Here is a 21,160-nt window from a genome sequence, read left to right on the forward strand (position 1 = left end):
CATCGCATGAATGACCCACTGGCCGGAGAGGACGTCGCCGCGATCTACGAAGCATCGAACCATCCCGAAGGGCACGACGGCGGATTCGAACTCGCGCCAGATTCGACCATGAGTACAGCGCTCGAGGTGTGGCAGACCGAGATTCGCCGCGCCCGATCCAACTGTGCGCAACACACGCTTGACCAGTCGACCGAGTTCATGGGCGGCGAGGTGAGCCTGCGCAGGATTTACACCCACATGGCCACCGAGTATGCGCGGCATTGCGGCCACGCGGACTTGATCCGCGAGCGGATCGATGGCACATCCGGCGTCGAGCCGGCGAAAGGCGTTGGGATGGAGCACTATTCACCCATCTAGCGGCACCAGGCCATTACGTCACTGTGACGTATATGCCAGTGCCGGCGGAGGCATCGGGGAAGGGGTGGCCACCACAACGGTGGAGCTCCGCCGCAGCAGCTGGGTGCGCAACGACTGGCACGCGCGCTCCGCCGCCCGGACATTGCCGACTCGGCGGAGGCCGCTGAACGCCAGCTCCCGAGTGCACCCCAGGCGCACGTCGATACGTCACTGTGACGAATCAAGTAGTCGCAAGCGGCGGCGGAGAGTAAGCGACCACCGAAGCGGTCTTGCCGCCGATGGCCCGAGTGACGACTTGTCGCCATCGCCTCTGCATACAGCGTCCCGCAGCGCCCTCGGTGCGATCTGTGCGCAGACGCTGCAGCGCGTACTGGCTAGACCGAACGGCAGGTGGTTGCGCCGGCAGGATAGTCAGATATGCCCAGTTGAACGGCTTTCGCCGCGTACGGCCAGGTCGTACGTTTTGCCGATAAGCCACATTATGTCAAGTAAAGCACGCTGTATTGCACTGCGGCTCAACAGTTCTCGCCTATCGCGCAAGACCGAGGAATGCCATCATCGCGCGGTTGTGAGCTTGTCGCCTTTCACACGGGAAAAGCGACCCCGGTCAGTTCCTCGGATACCTGCCACATCTTCGCCTGAAGCTGTTGGTCGTGGGACCGCCGACTCGACGCAACCACAACCGGAGCTCCTCGCCGCTGCCCTAGCCCGCCTGGACCGTAGTATTGCCCCCCTTGGGCAGCGGGGTCGGTCGCGGCACGCAGCAACGGCAGAGCTCCCTTGTCACCAGGCTGGAGCAGGATCGGAGATGCGGCATTGATCGCCCACCGCAACCATCGCGGAAAGTCCCGCGTCAGTTCAGTCTCCGCCAATCCAGGGTGCGCCGCGAGCGCGCTGGTCTGTTGACCTGCCGCGACGAGCCGGCGCTGCAATTCGTAGGTGAACAGAAGGTTTGAAAGCTTCGACCTCCCGTAAGCAGCGACACGGTCGTACTTGCGAGATAACTGCAAATCATCGAAGTCGATCACTGATCGCTGAGTGTGCGCCAGGCTACTCACAGTGACAATTCTGGAATGCGCCTGCTGTAGCAGGCTGTTGATTATCAAGCCGGTGAAGGCGAAGTGACCGAGATGATTGGTGCCGAAATGCAGCTCGAATCCGTCGTCGGTCGTGGAGAAGGGTGTCCACATCACTCCGGCGTTGTTGATGAGCAGGTCGACGCACGGGTACTCGGCCCTCACCTGCTCGGCGGCTTCGCGGACGGACTGTAACGAGCTGAGATCGAGTCGCAGCAGCGAAATGTCTGCTTGCGGACAGCTGCGAAGAATCTCCGTGGCAGCGGTACGCCCCTTGTCAAGGTTACGCACGGCCATCACGACGCGGGCTCCTCTGCCTGCCAGCACTGCAGCGGTCTGGTAGCCCAGCCCGGTGTTCGCGCCGGTGATCAGTGCGACACGACCTCGTTGGTCGGGGACGTCGGTGACGGTCCATGTTGCGCTCATAAGAAGGCGCTCTCGGTAGACACGGGAATCAGACCCAGGAGTTCTAAGTCGTTGACGTACTTGACGATTGTCTGCGATTGCAGGTGTGGAATGTCGCCATTGACGCCGATACCGGCTTCCCGGACCGCTGCCTCGAACCGATCCGCGGCCACGACGCCCGCAAGACTCGGAGGTTGCGGGCTTCGCCACCCGTGCAGGAGAGGTAGCAGCGAGGCTTGCCGCTGATCTTCGGACAAGGCACGCAACGCCGTTTCGAATCGCAGCAACCAGTCGTCGTAGTCCTGGATACGAGTGATCGGATACCCGGCATCGTCAAGCCAGTCGACAAACTGATCCAGGCCAATGCCGTCATCATGGGGATTGGACACATGATACGTCCGATAGCCATTAGCGGAGGTCGACAGATAGCCGATCGACTCAGCGATGAAGTCGACATTCAAGCCGTCGTAGTGGGCCCTTTGGCGGGTGGCGTCGGGGCCGAGCTCGTAGAAGGAATAGGGAGCGAGACCAGTGAGGACAAGGCTCAGGATCATGCGGGTGAACATGTCGGGAAGGTTGAGCTGCCCGGTATAGCGCGGCTCGGCCATGATCATGTCGCACCGGAAGACCGTCACCGGCAGTCCGTAGGTATCGAATGCGTTGCGCAGCAAAACCTCTCCGGCCCATTTGCTGGAGGAATAGCCGTTGGCATAGTTGTCGGCGATCTTCCGCGTAGCACTGACCTCACGGATATCGGCGTCCTCGGTGAGGCTCGGCAAGCCGGATTCAGTGACAACACCGTCGCCGACACCGATGGTCGACACATAGGCAAACCGCTTGAGTTTGGAGCTAAGCGCGAAGCGGACCAGTTCTGCGGTGCCGACGACGTTGGGCGCGAACAGCTCCCGATACGGCAACACATGATTGACCATGGCGGCCGGATGAACGATGAGGTCGACGCTTTCTGCGAGGCGATGCCAGGTGTCGGCGTGCAGCCCGAGCTGCATGTCGGACAACTCCGATGCCAGGACCTGCAGCCGACCCTCCGCCAGTTCGCGGTAGCGCTCCAACAGCATTGTGTCCCCGCTGTCAAAGACGTCATCCAGCCGCGCTCGCGCCGAAACGTCATCCTTGGCACGCACGAGACAGATGAGCCGGCCGCCGCTGGCACTGAGCCGTTCGAGCCAGCACAGCGCCAGGTAGCGTCCCAGAAAGCCGGTCGCACCTGTCAGGAGCACCGTCGTCGGCTCGCCGACCGGTTGCGACAAGGAGTGTGCTTTGGTCAGCGTTTCGGTATCAACAAACCGATCCAACAGGAGATCTCCGGCGTGGACTTCCGTACAGTCCGCGCCGTGGATCGATGCGAAGGTCACGCGGTCCGATGACGCCGAGGCCTGCTGACGTCCGATGAACTCCGCCAGTGCCTGCAGGTCGTTCGCGGGGCTCACGATAGCGCTGACCGGAACGTCGACCTGAAAAGCATCACTGAGGAAGGTGGAAAAGGCCACCGCCGAAAGAGAGTCCCCGCCGAGATCGAGGAAGCGCGCATCAGCCTTGACGTCGGCACCAGCGGCTCCCACCAATGCAGTAGCGGCATGGGTGATCGTCTCGAGTATCGGCTTGTCGGCCGCGCTCAGCTTGAGCCGATTGAGCTCACTGACCTGGCGATCCGCCAGATCGGAGTAGAGACGCTCGAGCCGATCGCCGTATTTTTCCCGCAACGCGGGGCGAGCCAGTTTGCCGATGCCGGTGAGAAGCCCGTTGGCCGCGGTGAAAGGCACGTTCTCGACGATGACTTCACGTGGTATTTCGTAGGGCTGCAGTTCATTTGACCGTGCCACCGTGTGTAAAGACTCGATGATCATCGCCTTGAGAACATCGGCTGAGTACCGCCCCGATGCGTCATCGGTCGGCACGACCACCGCAAGCAGAAATGACCGCGCACTATTGCCGTAGATGTAGATCTGTTCGATGAGCGGGCTGGAGGCAAAACATGCCTCCACCGTCGCGATGGCGACGAACTCCCCCTGGGACAGCTTCAGCACGTTGTTGCGACGATCGACGTAGCGCAGGTGGTCGGGCCCCAGTTCGGCCATGATGTCACCGCTGCGGTAAAAGCCGTCGGCGTCGAATACCTCAGCGGTCAGCTCGGGTCTGTTGTAGTAGCCGCCAAACAGCTGTTCGGTCTTGACCAACAGCTCGCCGCGGGGATACGGACGGTCCGTGGAGAAGTATCCCAATTCGGGCACGTCAACAAGTTTGTACTCGATGACGGGTGGTCGGCGAACGTGTCCGTCAGCCAGCACAATTCCTTGCTCAGTGGCTCCGTATCCCTCGACGATGGGCATATCGAGGTAGGACTCAGCCCAGGCTTTCATCTCCGAGGACGTGGGCGCCGATCCCGTCAATGCTGCGTAGAACCGACCGCCCAGGAGGCGATCTCGCTGTTCCTTCCTCACCACCGCTTCGACATCGGCGCGGTCGACGTCACTGCTGAGTAATCTGTCTACCTCGGCATTGAATTCCGCGTACAGCATGTCCCAGATCCGCGGGACGAAGTTGAGCATGGTTGGGCGAACCAGCGCGAGATCGTCGAGCATGGTCGACAAGCTGCTGTCTGCAACGAAATACGCGGTGCCGCCGTTCGCGAGCGCCCCATAGAGAGTCGCCCGGCCATAGCCGTGGCTCATCGGCATGAAGTTGAGGGTGATGGACGGGAGCGAAACGCTCCGCCCCTCGCGTGACGGATTGAATGATCGCGGGCGCCACCAGTTGGCCAACAAGCGTTCCGGGTAGATGGCGCCCTTCGGGGTTCCGGTGCTACCCGAGGTGTAGATGAGCAGACATGTCCGGTCGTCGTCCTTGTCGCCCGGTCCCGATACCAGCGGGAGTTCGGCGCCGCTGCGCTCCACGGCGGCCAACGAGATGATCTGCTGCGATGACTGCTCAGCACGCTGCTGCGCAGCGAAGAACACCTCGCTCTGTTCATCGACCTCGGGTCGGTAGTCGAACACCACCAGCGCGGCGAAATCAGCCGGGGCTGAGGCGGTCAGCTGGACGGCTTCGGCCAGGTCCCCGATGCTGGCTGCCAGGAGCCTCGGCTTGATCTCGTCGACAATGGGCGCCATCACCGAGACTGGCACACCGCTTGGCAGGGGAACAGCCACCGCACCGAGTTGATGGATCGCCAAGTCGATCACCAGGTAATCGGTGCTGGTGAAACCCAGGCATGCGACCCTGTCGCCAGGCCGGACACCCAGGTCCGCCAACCCGGCTGCGGTGTGGCGTAAGCGCGCCGACAGTTCGCGATAGGTAATCGTGTCGAACTGCCGAAGTAGCTCCAACGAAGTGCGACCTGTCACGGGGTCAGTACGGAGGTTGGTCGCCCGTTGACCAAGCGCGGGGCGATCGGCATACCCCTCCATGACGATGCCGAACATGTCTACCAGCGACAACCCGGGCGCTTCCAATGCTTCGGCAATCGCATCATCGGGGGCGGCGGCGGCGAACTGCGGGTCGGTGGCCATGAGGTGGCCGATGCGTTGCTGAAGACGCTCCACGTAGCCGTCGATCGTCATATTGCGGGTAACTCCCCTCGTGAATGGACACAGCCTCGACTATGAAACTGGATAGGCAGAAGACTCCGGAAAGCCCAGCCGAGAAGGGCGTTTGTTCACAATATGCGTAGCATGTTGCCCTGTTTATACGCAATACCAGGGGAAAGTATCCAGAATTTCGGAGCTTGCGAACCCGACGGGCGAAACCTTCCGCGGCAGTGATCGCTCAGCGGGTCACGATTCGATGTAGCGGTGCGCCACCGGCGTCCCGGCGGGATGACGATCGCAATGCGCTCCATGCTATCCGTGCGTCCACGCCATCAACGGTCAGCAGCACGGCAGCCAAGAACCGCCTCAACGCGCTGCTCGCCGAAGTTGAACGCAGTGGCGTTGCAATCACCATCACCAGTCACGGCCGGCCCGTCCCGCGCCTTGAGCCGGTACAACCCGTACGGCGAACCTTCGGTTAGCTACCAGGCCTCACTGTGGCGGACAACTTCGACGCCCCTCTGCCGGAGTCGGAACTAGAGCAGTGGGAGGTGGCGGGCAAATTGAGGAAGACCCTGCTGGATACCCATGCTCTAATCTGGCTTGCCTCCTCACCGGACAAGATCAACGATGAAGCGGTCGAACAGTTTTCGGACCCTGCCACCAGGGTATGGGTCTCGACGGCGTGAGCGTGGGAGATTGGCGTCAAGACCCGACTCCGGCGTCTCGACGGCGACCCGCTGCTGGGTGCCTGGTCGGAAGTCCTTGCAGACATGAGCATGATCGTGGTGCAGGCGCTCCGGCGATCCCTCACCATCGGCACGAGGGATAAGCACGTCCTTGCCGCCGCGCTGTCCCCCACTCTCGAGATCTAGCAAGCGCACCATGGTGGACACTAGGGCGTGGCTCTTTCTGCAACAGTGTTCAAAGTCGAACTTGGCGTCTCCGACGTCGATCACGGCTACTACGCCGATCACACATTGACCGTGGCGCGCCATCCCAGCGAGACCGATGAGCGAATGGTGGTGCGGCTATTGGCGTTTGGGTTGCGCGCCCACCGGCTCAGCGAAGTCGACGGCGACTTGGCGTTCGGTGCCGGCCTGTCCACCCCTGGCGTGCCGGACTTGCGGCTCGCGGACTACACGGATCGCATCGTGGAGTGGATCGTTGTTGGCCAGCCCGATGAACGAGTCTTGGGCAAAGCGGCCAGTCGGGCCGACCAGATTCTGCTGTTCCCATTCGCCGCCGGCGTGGCCACCTGGTGGAGCACCGTGGGTCCCAAAGTTGCGAAGCTGCCGAATCTGTCCGTGCTGCAGATACCGCACACACCGGTGCAGCAACTCGCCCAGACCGTCGATCGACGGGTCTCGGCGCAGGTCATGGTGATGGAAGGTCAGGTGACGATGACCGTGGGCGGTATCGACGTCACCTTCACACCCGAACGCCTGATGTAGACCTCAGAGCCTGGAGTGGTACCTCGAATCAGGACTCCTTGGAATAGTCGACGCTGAGCCAGTGCTCGGGTCGCATTCGGAACAACAGCGATTCAGCGCCAGGATTGTCCTTGGCGAACGACTCCACAAACGCTTGACCGCCCTGCTCGCCGAGATAGCGGACGGCGATCGCCTTCTGGGTCGCTTCATCGGCCGTCTCGATCGAGGTCACCGACCCCTCGGCGGTGACGTAGCGGTACGGATAGGTCTCATCCTGAACAGTGATGGAGAACCGCCCGGCCGCGGTGATGAGGCGAGCTTTGAGCGACCCCGCCAAGCTGGAGACGACAACCTCGCCGCCGGGCTCGTAGGCGTACCAGATCGGTACCGTCAGCGGCGCGCGCTCCGGGCGTTCGACGCCAATGACGCCAACGTGCAGAGCAGCCAGATAAGTTTCGCGTTCCGTGCTGGTCATCTTCGACATAACCTGACCAACCCCGTGTCCCCCGTCACGATTCCCGGTATCGGGGTGTTGGCACGCTTGCCAGGGGGCTCTGCTTAGCTGTCCCGATGGACATCAACGGAGCAAGCGCAATCGTCACCGGTGGGGCCTCGGGTATCGGTGCTGCCACCTCACGTCAGTTGGCCGACCGAGGCGCCCGCGTCGTCGTCGCCGACCTGCAGGCCGACAAAGGCGAGGCTCTCGCCAAGGAGATCGGCGGCGTGTTCGTCAGCGTCGACGTCACCGACACCGCACAGATCACCGACGCCGTCAACACGGCGACCGATCTCGGGCCGCTGCGAGTGCTGGTGAACTCAGCGGGCATCGGATGGGCCCAACGCACCATCGGCAAAGACGGCGAATTCGCCTCCGCCCACAACCTCGACGCGTACAAGAAGGTGCTCGCCATCAACCTGGTCGGTACGTTCGACTGCATCCGGTTGGCCGCCACCGCGATGAGCCGCAACGAGTACACCGACACCGGCGAGCGCGGCGCCATCGTCAACATGACCAGCGTCGCTGCCTTCGACGGCCAGATCGGCCAGGCGGCCTACTCCTCGTCCAAGGGCGGCGTCGTCGGCCTGACCCTGCCGGTCGCGCGTGACCTGTCGGCCGCGGGCATCCGCGTCAACACCGTGGCCCCCGGGCTGATCGACACGCCGATCTACGGCGAGGGCGAGGCCTCCGAGGAGTTCAAGGCCAAGCTCGGCCAATCAGTGCTGTTCCCGCACCGTCTGGGCAAGCCCGAGGAGCTGGCGTCGATGGTGCTCGAGCTGCTCACCAACTCCTACATGAATGCCGAGGTGGTCCGCGTCGACGGCGGAATCCGGATGCCACCGAAGTAGCAGCCGACGCGGGCACTTGCTCGTCGTCAGAGCTGTCCGTTGTTGCGGAACCGATTTCCGCCGGCGCGCTTGGCCTCATACATCGCGCCGTCGGCCGCCCGGATCAGGTCGTCGATCAGCTGCAGGTTGGGCGCAGCCGCGTCACCGTCCAGCGCTGCGCTGGCGGTACCGACACTCGCGGTGACCGGTGCCGGGATGTCGGCGATGGCCTGGCGCAACTGCTCGGCGAGGATCTCCGGTGCGGGGTGGCGGGCGACATCGGCGATCAGGAACTCTTCTCCCCCGGCCCGGCCGATCACCGCAGAGCGACCGCACGTCTTCTCCAGTGCGGCGCTGACCCCGATCAGCGCGGCGTCGCCGGCGGCGTGACCATGGGTGTCGTTGAGCTGCTTGAAGTTATCGAGGTCGATCATCGTGATCATCAGATGGGCACCGGTGCCCTGATGGCGCATCATCAGCTCGTAGACCGAGTAGTGGAAAGACCGGCGATTGTGAAGCCCCGTCAGCGGGTCACGGCCTGAGCTACGCAGGTCGACACGCAAGGTGCGGACCAGCGACTCGATGCCGAACGGCAGGCCTATATTCAGCGCCGCCACGATCGCGACCCCGGCGGCCGCCAAGAAAACATCACCCGTTGCGGAGACCACCCGAGCGGCCAGCACCGCGGCACAGATCGCGGCCACCCCAGCGTTGAGAACCGCTTCTCGCCAGGTGTGGAAGTAGGCGACGAAACCGCCGATCACCGAGAAGGTCGTGCAACCCATCAACCCCACATAGGGATTGGAGAACGACAGGCACGCAGCGGCGATCGTCGCGGTTGAAGTCAGCGAGAACACCATCGACTGGCGCCGAGTCGGCCAGTGCACGAGGAAGGGAAGCGCCGCGCCCGTCGCCAATCCGGCCGCCACGAAGCAGGTGATGGTCCCCAGAGCGTTGCCGGGCCCCTCGGGGCTGAAGGTCGTCAACACCGTCGACCCCGCCAGCAGAACGGTGGCGATGAAGATCATCACCCGCCATAGCCGCTGCAGACCGCGGTCGTACAGATAAGCGCTGATCCAGTCGTATTGGTCGGCCTCGCGACCCGGCACACGCCCCCACCGAGCCAATCGCCACTCCCAAACTCTGCTCGGGAACTCCCCCTATAGATGCCAGCCCAATACTGCCAGCGCCCTGCCACGGGCGCGCGGGGCGGTGGGCCCAAGCCTCAGGCTGGGCCCACCACGACCACCACAGCGTTAGCCGGTGTTGGATCCGCCTTCGGCGATGCGTCGGACGGCGTCGATGAAGACGTCGATTTCGTCGTAGGTGTTGTAGAAGGCGAACGACGGCCGGACGGTGGTTTCCACGCCCATGCGGCGCAGGATCGGTTGGGCGCAGTGATGTCCGGCGCGCACGGCGATGCCTTCGGCGTTGAGGGCTTTACCGACTTCGAGGGATTCGTGGCCGGCGAGCACGAAGGACAGCACGCTGGCCTTCTGTTCGGCGGTCCCGATCAGGCGCACCCCGGGGATGGCGGCCAGCCGCGGGGTGGCGTAGTCCAGCAGGGCGTGTTCGTAGGCGGCGATCCGGTCGATGCCGACCTTCTCGACGTAGCGGATCGCTTCGCCCAACCCGACGGCATCAGCGATGTTTCCGGTGCCGGCCTCGAACTTGTTGGGCAGGCCCTGATACAGCGAGCGTTCGATGGTGACATCGGCGATCATGTTGCCCCCGCCCTGCCACGGCGGCGTCTCGGCCAGCACCTCTTCGGTGCCGTAGAGCACGCCGATCCCGGTGGGCCCGAAGATCTTGTGCCCGGAGAACACCAGGAAGTCGGCCCCGGTCTGGGAGACGTCGATCGGGATGTGCGGGATGGACTGGGCGCCGTCGATGAGCACGCGGGCGCCGTAGCGGTGGCCGAGTTCGACGATCGTGTCCACCGGGGTGACGGTGCCCAGGGCGTTGGAGACCTGGGTGGCCGAGACCAGCTTGGTTCGCGGACCCAGCAGGTCCTCGAACTCACCGAGCAGCAGATTGCCGGCATCGTCGACCGGGGCGACCCGCAGGACCGCACCGGTCTGCTGGCAGATCATCTGCCAGGGAACGATATTGGCGTGATGTTCGAGGTGGGTGATCACGATCTCATCACCAGCCTTGAGGTGCTTGGCGCCCCAGGCTTTGGCCACCAGATTGATGGCCTCGGTGGTGCCGCGCACGAAGATGATCTGCTCGGCCTTGGGTGCCCCGATGAAGCGGCGCACGGTGTCGCGGGCTTCTTCGTAGGCGTCGGTGGCCCGGGCGGCCAACTCGTGGGCGGCGCGGTGGATGTTGGAGTTCTCGTGGGCGTAGAAGTAGGCCAGCCGGTCGATGACCGCCTGCGGCTTCTGGGTGGTCGCGGCATTGTCGAACCAGATCAACGGTTTGCCGTTGACCGTCTCGGCCAGGATCGGAAAATCAGCCCGGATCGCGTGGACATCGAAGACCTCATGACGATCCGGCAACTGCGGCACCGGCTCGGCCAACACCGACACCGGCGAGGTGAAGTAGTAACTTCCCTCATCACCACCGGGTGTCGCGACCGCGGGGGCCGACAGAAAACCGAGATCCGGTATCCCCGCAACGCCGGTCGGCCAACTGGGTGCCGAACCACGCGGCGCCACCGGCGCGCTGGGCGCTGCGCCGGCGAGCACACCCGGCACCGTCGGCACGATGCCCTCGGGCACTGCGAACTCGTCGAAATGCGGCGGGGTGCTTAGATCCGGTGCACTACCGCGCGGCGCCACCGGCACCGCACCCGGCGGAATCGGTTCGGGGCCAGGCGAACTCGGGGGCGGCAACGCCACACCCGGTGCCTCCAGGAACACCGCGGGCGGGCCGAACGGCTGCGCACCTGCCGCCCCACTCGCGTAGGAAGCCGCCGCAGTGGTGTCCGGCACCGAACCCCGTGGTGCCGGTGGCACGGCCTGTGGGGGTGAATCATTTCCGGGCCGGAAACTGCCCGCCAGCAATTGCGTTGCCAGAGCGGCCAATTCAGCCTCGCTGATCGGGAGGTCGCCTTCGGCGTCTACCGACCGATACTCACTTGTACTCATGGTACTGATCCACCGCAACGCCATCGAGCACCGCCAACGCATCATCGGTCAGCACCGCCAACGACGAATACAACGACACCAGATACGACGCGATCCCCGACCGATCAATCCCGGTGAACCGCACCGACAACCCCGGCGCCTGCTCACCGACCAGACCCGGCTGGAACAACCCGACCACACCCTGGCGCTCCTCACCGGTACGCACCAGGATGAACTTCGTCTTACCCTTCTCCACCGGCACCTTGTCACTCGGGATGATCGGGATACCGCGCCAGGTGATGAACTGCGCACCAAAGAGATTGACCACCACCGGCGGCACCCCACGCCAGGTCGCCTCCCGACCGAACGCCGCCACCCCCAACGGATGAGTCAAGAAGAACGCCGGCGTCTTCCACACCTTGGTCAACAAACCATCCAGATCATCCGGCGTCGGCGCGCCCTTGAGCGTCTTGATCGTCTGCTCCGGAGTGACCTGCGACAGCAACCCATACTCGGGGTTGTTGATCAGCTCGGACTCCTGGCGTTCCTTGATCGTCTCGATCGTCAACCGCAACTGCTGGGTGATCTGGTCATGCGGGCTGGAATACAGATCCGAGACCCGGGTATGCACGTCGAGCAGCGTGGAAATCGTGCGCAGCGTGATCTCACGCGGGCTGGTCTGATAGTCGACATACGTCTGCGGCAGCGGATCCTCGATATTCTCCCCGCCGACCTCGGCGTGGATCGCCACCCGATCCGGGTTCACCACCCGGTTCACCCGGTAGATACCAGCCTCCACCGGCACCCAGCTCAACAGATGCAACAAAAACCGCGGAGTAATCGTCTCCAACTGCGGGACCGTCTTGGTCGCATTCGCCAACTGCCGCGCAGCAAGCGCGCCAAGTGCCTGAGATTCATTCTGTGCCGACGTCATGATGATCTTCCTCTGCTCTGGTCGGGTGCTGGACCGGTCCGCCACCGAGATACTTCCGCCGGCAACTGATCGTCGAGGCAATCCTATGAGTCAATTGTTGAAATATGCTTCGAAAGATTCGCCAATTTCGGGTGCACAGTGAGAAAATCATCGCTATGGACCGAATAGATCGAAAGATTCTTTCACACTTGCAGGATGACGGCCGGATGAGTGTCACCGATCTAGCATCGGAAGTGGGCCTGAGCCTGTCGTCGTGTCATCGCCGGGTGAAAGACCTGGAGCAGTCCGGCGCCATCGAGAGCTACCGGGCGGTGATCTCGCCGGAGGCACTCGGTCTCAACTTCGAAGCACTGGTATTCGTCACGATGGTGCGCACCGACCAGCAGACCATCGCAGCGTTCGAGCGAGATGTCGCAGCCAACCCACATATCGTCACCGCCCAAAGACTCTTCGGTGAGCCCGACTTCACCTTGCGTGTGCTCGCTCGTGACCTCGTGGAATATCAGGACATCTACGACAACGAACTCGGGGCGCTACCGGGTGTCCAGCGGTTGACGTCGACACTGGTGATGAAGCGGATCGGTGCGGATCGGACCGTGCCGATCTCCTGATCATTGCCGCCAGCAGGCCACTCAGGACACGTCGGTGGCCAGCCGCGCGTGAACGTGCATGTCGTGCCAGCCATCGGCGTGCAGTGCTGAGGACCGCGCAACACCCTCGGCAATGAAGCCCGCTTTGACGGCCACCCGGCAGGACGCATGGTTGGCCGTGGAGTGGTCCAGCCAAATGCGATGGAAGCCAGCCTCTTCGAAAGCCCACCGGCACAACGCCCGCGCTGCCTGTGTGCATATGCCTCTCCCCCTCGCGGCCGGCACCATCCAGTACGCCAGCCCTGCCGACCCGTCGTGAAGATCCACGGAGTTCAACGACATTCGGCCCAATACAGCATCGGACTGGCGCTCTGCTACCGCCCAATTGAGCTCGGACTCAGCAGCCCAGCCGCGCTGACGATCGGTGATCCACTCAACGGCCTCCTCCAACGAATCCGCACGCCGCACATGCCAACGTTGGATATCGGGATCGGTAAACGCCGCCAGGACGGCGGCCGCGTCTCCGAGCCGCCACGGGCGCAACACCACAGCAGGGCGCACCACTATCTCAGGCTGACCAGATCCAGCGAACCATCCCGCAGCCATGGCGGGAGCGATCAAACGCGGCACGTTCACATCATGGCTCACCGCACGGCAAGGCTCAGCGGGTTTTTCGGCGCAGGTCCCATCGGCCGACCGACCGTTCGGACCGGCGCCGTAGGCTCACCACGTGCACCACGTGACGCTGCTCGCCAGCCCCGCCTCGACGGCAGCTCTCACGGTAGGGCTGGCGACCTATGCAGCGTTGATCTTCGCCGGCATCGCAGTGGCGATCTACGACGTCCGCAGGCACCGGCGCGGCCGAGCGATCGCCGGCGCAGTGCTGGTTGGAGTCCTGACCGTCATCGGTCTGGTTATCGCGATCCTCAGCAGTGTGGTGTGACCGCCCGCTGAACTGCGAAACGCCCGGCACGGGCGGTTCGGCCCGATGCGGGAATATTCCCCGCCGCCGCTGAACTTGGTCCAGAAGTCGCCCGTCCCCCGCTCAGGAGCATCCATGACCCGTCCCGTCCGCGTCGCCGTTCAGATCCAGCCCGGCGGAACGCCCGACTACCGCTCCTGGCGCAACGCCGTCCTGGCCGCCGACGACCTCGGCGTCGACGTCATCTTTGGCTACGACCACTTTCACCGCCCGGCGATGGAAGCAATCGTCGACGGCAAGCCCGTCATGTTCGATGACCAACCCGATGTGTCCAACTTTGAGGGGTGGACGGCTCTCGCGTCCTGGGGCGAGATCACGTCGCACGCCGAGATCGGCCTCCTGGTCACCGGAGTCGGCTACCGCAACCCCGACCTGCTCGCCGACATGGCACGCACCGTCGACCACATCAGCGGCGGCCGACTCATACTCGGCCTCGGCGCAGGGTGGTACGAAAAGGATTACACCACATACGGTTACGACTTCGGCACGTTCAGCTCCCGCTTCGACCTCTTCGACGAGAGCCTGATCCGTATCGAGAATCGCCTCGCTGCGCTGATTCCCCCTCCTGTTCGCAAGCTGCCGATCCTCATCGGCGGCACCGGTCCGAAGCGCTCGTTGCCCGCGGTCGCCCGCCATGCCGACATCTGGCACGCGTTCCAAGATCTCGACGAGTTCCGCAGATCCAGTGAACGCGTCGACGAGCTGGCGGCGACGTTCGGCCGCAACGGAGCCGATATCGAACGCTCCACGCTGTGGAAGGACGCGTCGAGCGCCGATACCTTCCGTGAAGCCGGCGTGACGCTATTCCAGACCGAACTCACCTCCGACGACGGCTACGACCTCGGATCCCTCAAGCAGGTACTCGCGTGGCGGGACAACGGCTGATTCATCGGGTAGTCACTCCCGCGGCATCGGGGTTGAGAAGGTAAAGCCCTGCGACCGTTCGATCGTCGCGGAAGGTGATCCGAGCGACGAACTCACCGGCCTCAAAACGCAAGGGGGTGTTGGTGACGGTGAAGGCTCCGGCGCGCACAACATCTGTGTCGCCGTGGCCTTCGTAGGCACCCACCACCCCCGCGAGCTGAGCCCAGGTCTGATCCAATTCCTGCTCGGAGAGCCCAGCGAGCATCGTGTCATCGAAGTGAGCCCTGACCTCCGCCCAGCGAGAACGTGTCAGGTCGTCGATGATCGCCCTGGCCAGATCTGCGGCGCCCGGTAGTGGGGTGGTGCTCATGGCTTCTCCTGTTCGGGGATGAATGGGCTTGCCGTACCGCTGAAATGCGGCCTGGCGAGATACGCCGAGAATGTCGCCGATCTCCTGCCACGTCCGGCCAGCTCCTCGCGCATGCTGCACCGTCTCGGCCAGCAGCACGTCAGCGTGATCCCGGATCTCCTGCGCCGCCCGCACCAACGCGAGCGGATCGAGCTCGCCGTCCCCGCCGGGTTCAGCGAGGATCTGACGCACCCGCAGGTGAAGGTGCTGCACAGTCACCACGAACGAACCGACCACAGCTCGAGATTGCGCCGGGCTACCCGCGGCTGTCAAGGTTTGATTGACAGCCGCCCCCGCTAGGAACCTAGCAAGGACCGCAATGTCAGGTACGCCGCGTGGCCACGGGTGAACGTCGCACTGTCACCACCGTTGTCGGGATGATGCTTGGCGGCATAGCTGCGCCAGGCCCGTCGCACCTGCTCGATGGAAAGCGGCTCCTGCAAGCCGAGAATCAGCAGCGGATCAGTTGGGGGCGCGGGAAGGCCGCGCGCCCTGCTCGTCTTAGCCTTCGCAGCGGAAGACGTTGGGCCGGTAGCCTTTTTGGCAGCCGCTTTTTTGGCAGCCTTCTTCGGCGGTGCCTTCTTGGCGGGTGCCTTCTTGGCAGGCATCTTCTTGGCCGCCTTGGCCGGGCCCTTCTTGGCCGGGCCCTTCTTGGCCGGGGCTTTCTTGGCAGCCGCTTTCTTGGCCGGAGCCTTCTTAGCCGGCTTCTTGGCTGGGCGTAATGGACCCCCGCCAGACCCCGTCACTTCCTTCACCGTCGATATCCTTCCGCTTCTTCACACTCTGGTGCCGTCCGATCAGGCCGGCACCGGTTCGCCCCGTGCATCGCCAGGCGGATCCAGATCGTGCCGACGCGTCCGCGCCGCCCGCGGGGCGGTTTCCGGGACGGCGAAGACGAGCAGCACCAGCGCGACTATGGCGATCGCTGTCAGGACGGTCATGGCCGCGTCATACCCTCCGATGACCACGATCGCGCCGGCGAGGGTCGTCGACAACGCGGCTCCGATTCCCTGGACGGTCGTCGCCGCCCCCAACGCCACGTTGAAACGCCCACTGCCGCGCGTCAGGTCGGCAACCATGATCGGGAAAAGGGCTCCCTGAAGGCCCGCGCCAACACCGTCGAGAGTCTGGATCGCGATGATCGACGTTGCGCCGCTTGCCAAGACGAACAGCAGCCCGCGGACAGGGAGCACCAGAAAAGCCAGGACGAACAATGGTTTACGGCCCCATCGGTCGGCGTTGCGACCGACCACGATGGCCATGGGGATCATCACCAGCTGCGCCACGATGATCAGCGCCGCCTGGAACAACGCGCCCTCGTGAATGTCGGCCACCGCAAGCTTCTGGCCGGTGATCGGAAGCATCGCCCCGTTGGCGAGTTGCCACAGCATCGTCACCAGGGCCAGCATCAGCAAGGCACGGTTGTGCAGCAGGACGGTCAGACCTGAGGGTTGATCGACTCCGTCGGGCTCCGGGGTCAGGCCGCGAGCGACGTCGTTATCGATGAGTCGGGCCTTGATCGCGAGGGTGCAGGCCACCACGAAGATGCCGCAGGCGCTGGCGATCCAGAAGCCCGCACGCAGGCTGACGAGGTACCCGGCCAGTCCATAAACGGTTGAGCCGACCACGTTTCCGGCGTGGTTGAAGGCCTGCATTCGCCCGGTCTTGGCCGCAAATGCCCGTGGCCCGACCAAACCGAGCGCAATGGCACCGATGACCGGACCCAGTACGACGGCAGCGATGCCGGTCATGAGTTGGGCGGCGGTGACAACAGCGAGGCTCGGAGCCAGTGTGACGACGAACGTGCCGACCGCCGTCAGGGCAGCCGCCCCCATCAACAGGCCACGTTTGTGGGTGGTCCGGTCGATCAGTGCGCCGGCGGGTGTGTTCAGCAGTAGGCCGACGACGCCGCCGAGAGTCAGGACCAGCCCGATGCTGGCGGGATTCCACCCTTCCTTGTTGATCAGATAGATGCCGAGGAATGGCCCCAGTCCAGCCTGGACATCGGCGAGGAAGAAGTTGACCCAATCGAGTGCCGACAGCGACCGCCGCAATTCGCCCGCCGGCGGCGTGGTCGCATTACTTGCACTCACCGTTGATCTGTCCCCAATAGCTTCTGATCGCAAACGCTTGGGCAGCCGGGCACAGCAGGCCGACAGCAATTACTCAGGCGTTGTATGAGGCCTGTCCCGATCGCCTCGATGGGCGCCGGGGGCGAGGACAAGGCGGCGACGACGTACTCCACCGTCGGCCGGTTGACTCGGGCGTCGGGCAAGATGAGCCCATGCAAAAGATCCTGGCCCGCTCCACCGTCGCCATCGTTGCGACGTCTCTGTCTGCCGCGGCGTCACTCCTTGGCGCCGGGATCGGTTCGGCCGATCCTCTGAACTGCCCCGACGGACAGTTCTGGGATCCGATCACCAACACCTGCCAGACGCCGCGCCCTGCGGAGAACTGTGCGCCCGGTGATTACTGGAACCCGCTGTCCAATGTCTGTCGTCCCTTGGGGCAGCTCTAGCCCTGGCCGAACAGGCGAGCAGAGAATTAGAGCGGGCCGCCGACCTGAATGCCCAGATTGACTTGGTCGATCGCCTGTCGCGTCAGATCCAGCGCGGCTACTCGGTGGCCACCCTTGTTCTCTTCGGCCGCTTGCAGCTCTCCCACCGCCAGTTGCAAGTACGCGTCGGCATTGTTCATCGCGGGCCCGACCGGCGGAGCCGGCGGAACGAAGAAGCCGTCAGGGGGGCCGCCGGCGAACGCGATACCCGAGTTGACCTGATCGATGGCCTGTTGCGCCAAATCGATGGCCGCCACCCGATGACCACCCTTGTCGTCCTGGGCGGCTTGTAGCGCATTCACCGCTTGCTGCAGGTCGTTCCTAGCGCTGTACATGTCAGGCTGGTCTGCGTGGGCCGTGCCCACACCGACGGTCGCCAGCGTCAGCGCCGTCAGACTCGCGGCGAAGGTGAATCGACGTGTTGTACCCGACATTGCCATGACTCCTCCCGAGGGTATTACTGGAGGCATTCTCGCACGAGCAAACATGGAACATTCGACGTTTCACCTGCTGTATCGCCCCGCACTGACCGATGTCGGGCGAATTCGCAGCCGTATTGTGTAGCCATGCAATGGGAATTCGACGCCGAGGTGTTCGAATGGCGCGGTCCCGCCCCCTACTTCTTCGTGTCCACTCCCGCGGATGTCGATGACTTTCTGCATGCTCACGTCGGCGAACTGACCTACGGTTGGGGCGGTATTCCCGCCCTGGTGCGCATCGGGGGCACCGAGGTCACCACCTCGTTGATCCCCAAAGACGGGATCTACCTCGTGCCGCTGAAGGCCGCACTTCGTCGTTCCGAAGCAATCGACAACGGCGATCGGGTCCGGGTGCGGCTGAACGTCGGGCAGTCCGATCCCGAAGTGGCGGAAAAGGATTCGATGACGACATTCGTCATCGACGCACCAACAGCTATCGAACTGGCCACCAGTGGCGCGACCATCCCCGCGCACCAATGCCTCACGGCCCCCACATTGCTTCGCTCCCAGGTGCTCGCGCTGGTCTACGAGTCGGTACGCAGGGGCGAGATCGATCAGCGGGCAGGGCGCACGATCCTCGACGCCATCCGGGGGCTGCGGATACGGTTCCTCGGCGACCGGTCGCTCGAGGACCACGCCTGGCGGCTTGCCTTCGACCTGAAGTGGCCGGATATCCACCAGGCCCACTACATCGCCCTGACACAGCTTCAGGCCGACGCACTCATGACCGTTGACCGAGAGTTCGCGGCCGCGGCCAGAGATGTGGTCAGGACAGTCTGCCCGCCACCGCATCTCGGAGGGCCTTGACCGGGACTGTAGTCACGGCTCGAACTCTTCTTGGCCAGAATTCGAACACGGCCAGTGTGGATGCACGAATCCCAGCAGTCACATCGTTAACATCACGCCGTGGACGATGAGCCGGCGTACCGCATGCCAGGGCGCTCACGCGCGGTGACCCGGCGTGACGCGCTGCGCTACGCGACCGTCTTGGCCGGGCTGGGCGCTGCCTCGCTGGGTTCCGGCACACCCCGCGCGGCGGCCGCGGCGCCGACACTCATCGACTTTGCCGCCAAGCAGATCCCTGCCGAGGACATCCGCGCCGCCGGTCACGCCGGCGTCGTCAACTACGTATCGCTGTCGCGCCCTGGCTCCTCATTCGGTGCCAAACCGATCACCCGCCCCTACGCACAGTCTCTCGCCGCGGCAGGCCTGGCGATCGTCAGCAACTACCAGTACGGCAAGCCGGGCGGCACGGCACCCTCGGACTTCACCCGTGGCTATGCCGGCGGTATTGCCGACGCGCGCACCGCCTGGCAACTGCACACCGCGGCCGGTGGCGGCCAGAGCGCCCCCGTCTTCTTCACCATCGACGAGGACATCGACCGCAACACGTGGAACAACGTTGCGCTGCAATGGTTCCGCGGGATCAACTCGGTGCTCGGCGTGCAGCGCACCGGAGTCTACGGCGGCATCGACGTCTGTGAATGGGCCGCGGCCGACGGCGTGATCGGACGATCGAGCACGCCAGGCCGGTGGTGGGCATGGCAGACCAAGGCATGGTCGGGAAATCGGGTGCACCCGGGGGCTGTTCTGTACCAACGGATCGTCAGCACCGCGTCGAATCCCGGGCCGCTGGTAGGTGGGCTGGAGGTCGACGTCAACGACGCCCTGGCCGGCGACGTCGGCCAGTGGAATCTGCACCCCTGAGCATCTGCGGGGTTACTGCACTCCCCTTGCACCTCACACCGTGTCATGAACAATCGTGGTGGCATGTATTCCATCGGTGCGTTCGCAAAGCTCGGCGGCGTCAGTGTCCGCATGCTGCGGCACTATGACCGCGTCGGCGTTCTGGTGCCCGCCGAGGTTGCGCCTGCGACGGGTCGACGCAGCTATCACGCCACTCAGCTGCCGCAGCTGAATCAGCTCGTCGCCCTCAAACATCTCGGATTCACCCTGGACCAGATCAGAGGCCTACTGGCCGAAAGCGTCGACCCGGCAAAATTGCGCTCAATGCTGCGCGATCGTGCGGCCGAATTGGAAACCCGAGTCCTGCGCGACGCGCAGACTCTCGACCGGTTACGCGCCCGATTACGGTTGATCGAGATCGAGGCGATGGCCGCGATCAGCGGCGTGGAGATCAAACAACTTGCCCCACAACGGGTCGCGGCGTTGATGCAGTCAGTGTCGTCGGCCGATGACGTGGACGAGTTCGACGTAGAGTCGCTTTTTGAGCACGTCATTGCCGTGATGGACGCGGCCGGTCTTGACCGCGCTGCGCCGGTGTCTTGGCGCGACGATGATCCCCCAACGCTGCGTCTGTATGCGGGTTATCTCCTGCCTAGTGGAGATGTCCCCGGTCTTGTTGTGCAAGTCCTTCCGGCAGCCACAGTCGCCTCGGTGGTTCGCCGCGGCGCGGTGGCCGACATGTATGAAGCCCATCAGACAATTTCGCACTGGGCACACGTTCACGGCCGGATCGCCAGCGTCGAACGCGGCAGGTGGCGAGAGCTGTACCTGGAGACCAACGACGCCGACTACTCAGACTGGCTCGTCGAGGTGCAGCTCGAGCTCGACGAGCCCTGACCTGGGGTGTGCGATCATGAGAACAGCGAGACGTCCAAGGGATCCGAGGTCTACATGAGGCCGGCACCGAACTCACCATCTGCACCCGTACTGCTCTATGACGGCGTGTGCGGTGTCTGCAACCGTGCGGTTCGCGCGATTCTGCGCCACGATCGCATCGGCACGATGCGATTCGCCGCTCTGGACAGCGACTTCGCCCGCGAGATACTGGCACGCCACCCTGAGGCGGCTGGTCTGGATTCGGCCGTCTACGTCTGCAACGCCGGCGAACCCGACGAGGCCGTCTATGTCAAATCTGCTGCGCTATTGGAGATTGCCCGTTATCTCGGCGGCTGGTGGAAGGTGACGCTGGCGGCATTCGCGATCCCGCCCGCGGTCCGAGACTGGGCCTACACGCGATTCGCCGCGGCGCGCTACCGCATCGGCGGGCGCTACGACACCTGCCCGGTGCCCACCGACGATGTCCGTAGCCGATTTCTCGACGCGACCTACGGCTGAGCGACAGCCGACTCTGCGGCCGATTCGCATACCCTCTAGATTCTTGTCGTT

24 protein-coding genes are annotated in these 21,160 nt (G+C 64.0%); 13 read left to right on the plus strand and 11 right to left on the minus strand.

Annotated features, from left to right (window positions below; genetic code table 11):
* The first annotated feature begins 6 nt into the window (after positions 1 to 6).
* Positions 7 to 357 carry a mycothiol transferase gene (locus tag G6N35_RS06420; protein ID WP_163803505.1) on the plus strand — a complete coding sequence of 117 codons (351 nt, stop codon included), beginning with the start codon at positions 7 to 9 and terminating at the stop codon, positions 355 to 357.
* A 584-nt stretch (positions 358 to 941) separates the two neighbouring features.
* Here the strand turns inward: G6N35_RS06420 and G6N35_RS06425 are convergent.
* Positions 942 to 1,859, minus strand: a complete 918-nt coding sequence (locus G6N35_RS06425) for an oxidoreductase (protein ID WP_163803506.1) — start codon at positions 1,857 to 1,859, stop codon at positions 942 to 944.
* The gene (car, locus tag G6N35_RS06430) at positions 1,856 to 5,416 is read right to left on the minus strand and encodes a carboxylic acid reductase (RefSeq protein WP_163803507.1); all 3,561 of its coding nucleotides are present in this window, start codon (positions 5,414 to 5,416) and stop codon (positions 1,856 to 1,858) included. Before car ends, G6N35_RS06425 begins: the two co-directional genes overlap by 4 nt.
* A 197-nt stretch (positions 5,417 to 5,613) precedes the next feature.
* Between car and G6N35_RS27225 the strand changes: the two genes are divergently transcribed.
* The 3 genes from G6N35_RS27225 to G6N35_RS06445 all read left to right on the plus strand — a co-directional run bounded on the left by G6N35_RS27225 (position 5,614) and on the right by G6N35_RS06445 (position 6,837).
* Positions 5,614 to 5,865: a type II toxin-antitoxin system Phd/YefM family antitoxin gene (locus G6N35_RS27225; RefSeq protein WP_322790581.1), complete on the plus strand. Its 252-nt coding sequence runs from the start codon at positions 5,614 to 5,616 to the stop codon at positions 5,863 to 5,865.
* A gap of 15 nt (positions 5,866 to 5,880) precedes the next feature.
* Complete coding sequence (locus tag G6N35_RS27705) at positions 5,881 to 6,072, plus strand: PIN domain-containing protein (RefSeq protein WP_322790582.1); 192 nt, start codon at positions 5,881 to 5,883, stop codon at positions 6,070 to 6,072.
* Positions 6,073 to 6,285: 213 nt separating this feature from the next.
* Positions 6,286 to 6,837, plus strand: coding sequence for a YaeQ family protein (locus G6N35_RS06445; protein WP_163803508.1), 552 nt, complete (start codon positions 6,286 to 6,288; stop codon positions 6,835 to 6,837).
* Positions 6,838 to 6,865: 28 nt separating this feature from the next.
* Here the strand turns inward: G6N35_RS06445 and G6N35_RS06450 are convergent, their stop codons facing one another.
* Entirely contained in the window at positions 6,866 to 7,300 is a 435-nt protein-coding gene (locus tag G6N35_RS06450; RefSeq protein WP_179967320.1) for a pyridoxamine 5'-phosphate oxidase family protein, read from the minus strand.
* A gap of 86 nt (positions 7,301 to 7,386) precedes the next feature.
* Between G6N35_RS06450 and G6N35_RS06455 the strand changes: the two genes are divergently transcribed.
* On the plus strand, positions 7,387 to 8,163 hold the full coding sequence (locus G6N35_RS06455) for an SDR family NAD(P)-dependent oxidoreductase (RefSeq protein ID WP_163803510.1): 777 nt from the start codon (positions 7,387 to 7,389) through the stop codon (positions 8,161 to 8,163).
* Between the two features lie 26 nt (positions 8,164 to 8,189).
* On the opposite strand, the gene G6N35_RS06460 is transcribed toward G6N35_RS06455, so the two are convergent.
* From G6N35_RS06460 to G6N35_RS06470, 3 genes are all read right to left on the minus strand, one after another.
* A complete protein-coding gene (locus G6N35_RS06460) occupies positions 8,190 to 9,251 on the minus strand; it encodes a GGDEF domain-containing protein (protein ID WP_246224229.1) in 1,062 nt (353 codons plus the stop codon).
* A gap of 147 nt (positions 9,252 to 9,398) precedes the next feature.
* Positions 9,399 to 11,234 (minus strand): family 2A encapsulin nanocompartment cargo protein cysteine desulfurase, encoded by a 1,836-nt coding sequence (locus G6N35_RS06465; RefSeq protein WP_163803512.1) that lies wholly within the window; start codon positions 11,232 to 11,234, stop codon positions 9,399 to 9,401.
* Positions 11,221 to 12,147, minus strand: coding sequence for a family 2A encapsulin nanocompartment shell protein (locus G6N35_RS06470; protein WP_163803513.1), 927 nt, complete (start codon positions 12,145 to 12,147; stop codon positions 11,221 to 11,223). The genes G6N35_RS06465 and G6N35_RS06470 overlap by 14 nt, the downstream gene beginning before the upstream one ends.
* A gap of 155 nt (positions 12,148 to 12,302) precedes the next feature.
* Here G6N35_RS06470 and G6N35_RS06475 point away from each other — a divergent pair, with 155 nt between their 5' ends.
* Positions 12,303 to 12,758, plus strand: coding sequence for an Lrp/AsnC family transcriptional regulator (locus G6N35_RS06475; protein ID WP_163803514.1), 456 nt, complete (start codon positions 12,303 to 12,305; stop codon positions 12,756 to 12,758).
* Between the two features lie 21 nt (positions 12,759 to 12,779).
* Here the strand turns inward: G6N35_RS06475 and G6N35_RS06480 are convergent, their stop codons facing one another.
* A complete protein-coding gene (locus G6N35_RS06480) occupies positions 12,780 to 13,385 on the minus strand; it encodes a GNAT family N-acetyltransferase (protein WP_246224231.1) in 606 nt (201 codons plus the stop codon).
* 82 nt (positions 13,386 to 13,467) lie between these two features.
* Between G6N35_RS06480 and G6N35_RS06485 the strand changes: the two genes are divergently transcribed.
* Both G6N35_RS06485 and G6N35_RS06490 read left to right on the plus strand, forming a co-directional pair.
* Positions 13,468 to 13,680 carry a hypothetical protein gene (locus G6N35_RS06485; RefSeq protein WP_163803515.1) on the plus strand — a complete coding sequence of 71 codons (213 nt, stop codon included), beginning with the start codon at positions 13,468 to 13,470 and terminating at the stop codon, positions 13,678 to 13,680.
* 114 nt (positions 13,681 to 13,794) lie between these two features.
* Positions 13,795 to 14,604: an LLM class F420-dependent oxidoreductase gene (locus tag G6N35_RS06490; RefSeq protein WP_163803516.1), complete on the plus strand. Its 810-nt coding sequence runs from the start codon at positions 13,795 to 13,797 to the stop codon at positions 14,602 to 14,604.
* A 1-nt stretch (position 14,605) separates the two neighbouring features.
* Here G6N35_RS06490 and G6N35_RS06495 read toward each other — a convergent pair whose 3' ends face one another.
* The 3 genes from G6N35_RS06495 to G6N35_RS06505 are packed head-to-tail and all read right to left on the minus strand — an operon-like array spanning position 14,606 to position 17,085.
* The gene (locus tag G6N35_RS06495) at positions 14,606 to 15,229 is read right to left on the minus strand and encodes a DUF3887 domain-containing protein (RefSeq protein WP_163803517.1); all 624 of its coding nucleotides are present in this window, start codon (positions 15,227 to 15,229) and stop codon (positions 14,606 to 14,608) included.
* Between the two features lie 59 nt (positions 15,230 to 15,288).
* On the minus strand, positions 15,289 to 15,747 hold the full coding sequence (locus G6N35_RS27030) for a J domain-containing protein (RefSeq protein ID WP_163803518.1): 459 nt from the start codon (positions 15,745 to 15,747) through the stop codon (positions 15,289 to 15,291).
* Between the two features lie 42 nt (positions 15,748 to 15,789).
* Positions 15,790 to 17,085: an MFS transporter gene (locus tag G6N35_RS06505; RefSeq protein WP_197748409.1), complete on the minus strand. Its 1,296-nt coding sequence runs from the start codon at positions 17,083 to 17,085 to the stop codon at positions 15,790 to 15,792.
* Between the two features lie 191 nt (positions 17,086 to 17,276).
* Between G6N35_RS06505 and G6N35_RS06510 the strand changes: the two genes are divergently transcribed.
* Positions 17,277 to 17,510: a chitin binding peritrophin-A domain-containing protein gene (locus tag G6N35_RS06510; RefSeq protein ID WP_163803519.1), complete on the plus strand. Its 234-nt coding sequence runs from the start codon at positions 17,277 to 17,279 to the stop codon at positions 17,508 to 17,510.
* A 26-nt stretch (positions 17,511 to 17,536) separates the two neighbouring features.
* On the opposite strand, the gene G6N35_RS06515 is transcribed toward G6N35_RS06510, so the two are convergent.
* On the minus strand, positions 17,537 to 17,983 hold the full coding sequence (locus G6N35_RS06515) for a hypothetical protein (RefSeq protein ID WP_163803520.1): 447 nt from the start codon (positions 17,981 to 17,983) through the stop codon (positions 17,537 to 17,539).
* A 132-nt stretch (positions 17,984 to 18,115) separates the two neighbouring features.
* On the opposite strand from G6N35_RS06515, the gene G6N35_RS06520 reads away from it, so the two are divergent.
* From G6N35_RS06520 to G6N35_RS06535, 4 genes are all read left to right on the plus strand, one after another.
* Positions 18,116 to 18,835, plus strand: a complete 720-nt coding sequence (locus G6N35_RS06520) for a type II toxin-antitoxin system VapC family toxin (RefSeq protein ID WP_163803521.1) — start codon at positions 18,116 to 18,118, stop codon at positions 18,833 to 18,835.
* Between the two features lie 123 nt (positions 18,836 to 18,958).
* Positions 18,959 to 19,735 carry a DUF1906 domain-containing protein gene (locus G6N35_RS06525; RefSeq protein ID WP_163807508.1) on the plus strand — a complete coding sequence of 259 codons (777 nt, stop codon included), beginning with the start codon at positions 18,959 to 18,961 and terminating at the stop codon, positions 19,733 to 19,735.
* Between the two features lie 63 nt (positions 19,736 to 19,798).
* Positions 19,799 to 20,611 (plus strand): MerR family transcriptional regulator, encoded by an 813-nt coding sequence (locus tag G6N35_RS06530; protein ID WP_163803522.1) that lies wholly within the window; start codon positions 19,799 to 19,801, stop codon positions 20,609 to 20,611.
* A gap of 54 nt (positions 20,612 to 20,665) precedes the next feature.
* Entirely contained in the window at positions 20,666 to 21,109 is a 444-nt protein-coding gene (locus tag G6N35_RS06535; RefSeq protein WP_163803523.1) for a thiol-disulfide oxidoreductase DCC family protein, read from the plus strand.
* Positions 21,110 to 21,160: the final 51 nt, after the last annotated feature.

This window comes from Mycolicibacterium anyangense, from assembly GCF_010731855.1.
Lineage (GTDB): Bacteria > Actinomycetota > Actinomycetes > Mycobacteriales > Mycobacteriaceae > Mycobacterium > Mycobacterium anyangense.

Bases quoted from the DNA above. Each gene is read 5' to 3' on its own strand.
- G6N35_RS06490 (WP_163803516.1), top strand. From the start codon at position 13,795: ATGACCCGTCCCGTCCGCGTCGCCGTTCAGATCCAGCCCGGCGGAACG.
- G6N35_RS06425 (WP_163803506.1), bottom strand. From the start codon at position 1,859: ATGAGCGCAACATGGACCGTCACCGACGTCCCCGACCAACGAGGTCGT.
- G6N35_RS06535 (WP_163803523.1), top strand. From the start codon at position 20,666: ATGAGGCCGGCACCGAACTCACCATCTGCACCCGTACTGCTCTATGAC.
- G6N35_RS06520 (WP_163803521.1), top strand. From the start codon at position 18,116: ATGCAATGGGAATTCGACGCCGAGGTGTTCGAATGGCGCGGTCCCGCC.
- G6N35_RS06470 (WP_163803513.1), bottom strand. From the start codon at position 12,147: ATGACGTCGGCACAGAATGAATCTCAGGCACTTGGCGCGCTTGCTGCG.
- G6N35_RS06515 (WP_163803520.1), bottom strand. From the start codon at position 17,983: ATGTCGGGTACAACACGTCGATTCACCTTCGCCGCGAGTCTGACGGCG.
- car (WP_163803507.1), bottom strand. From the start codon at position 5,416: ATGACGATCGACGGCTACGTGGAGCGTCTTCAGCAACGCATCGGCCAC.
- G6N35_RS06450 (WP_179967320.1), bottom strand. From the start codon at position 7,300: ATGTCGAAGATGACCAGCACGGAACGCGAAACTTATCTGGCTGCTCTG.
- G6N35_RS06455 (WP_163803510.1), top strand. From the start codon at position 7,387: ATGGACATCAACGGAGCAAGCGCAATCGTCACCGGTGGGGCCTCGGGT.
- G6N35_RS06475 (WP_163803514.1), top strand. From the start codon at position 12,303: ATGGACCGAATAGATCGAAAGATTCTTTCACACTTGCAGGATGACGGC.
- G6N35_RS06525 (WP_163807508.1), top strand. From the start codon at position 18,959: ATGCCAGGGCGCTCACGCGCGGTGACCCGGCGTGACGCGCTGCGCTAC.
- G6N35_RS06510 (WP_163803519.1), top strand. From the start codon at position 17,277: ATGCAAAAGATCCTGGCCCGCTCCACCGTCGCCATCGTTGCGACGTCT.
- G6N35_RS06465 (WP_163803512.1), bottom strand. From the start codon at position 11,234: ATGAGTACAAGTGAGTATCGGTCGGTAGACGCCGAAGGCGACCTCCCG.
- G6N35_RS06420 (WP_163803505.1), top strand. From the start codon at position 7: ATGAATGACCCACTGGCCGGAGAGGACGTCGCCGCGATCTACGAAGCA.
- G6N35_RS06530 (WP_163803522.1), top strand. From the start codon at position 19,799: ATGTATTCCATCGGTGCGTTCGCAAAGCTCGGCGGCGTCAGTGTCCGC.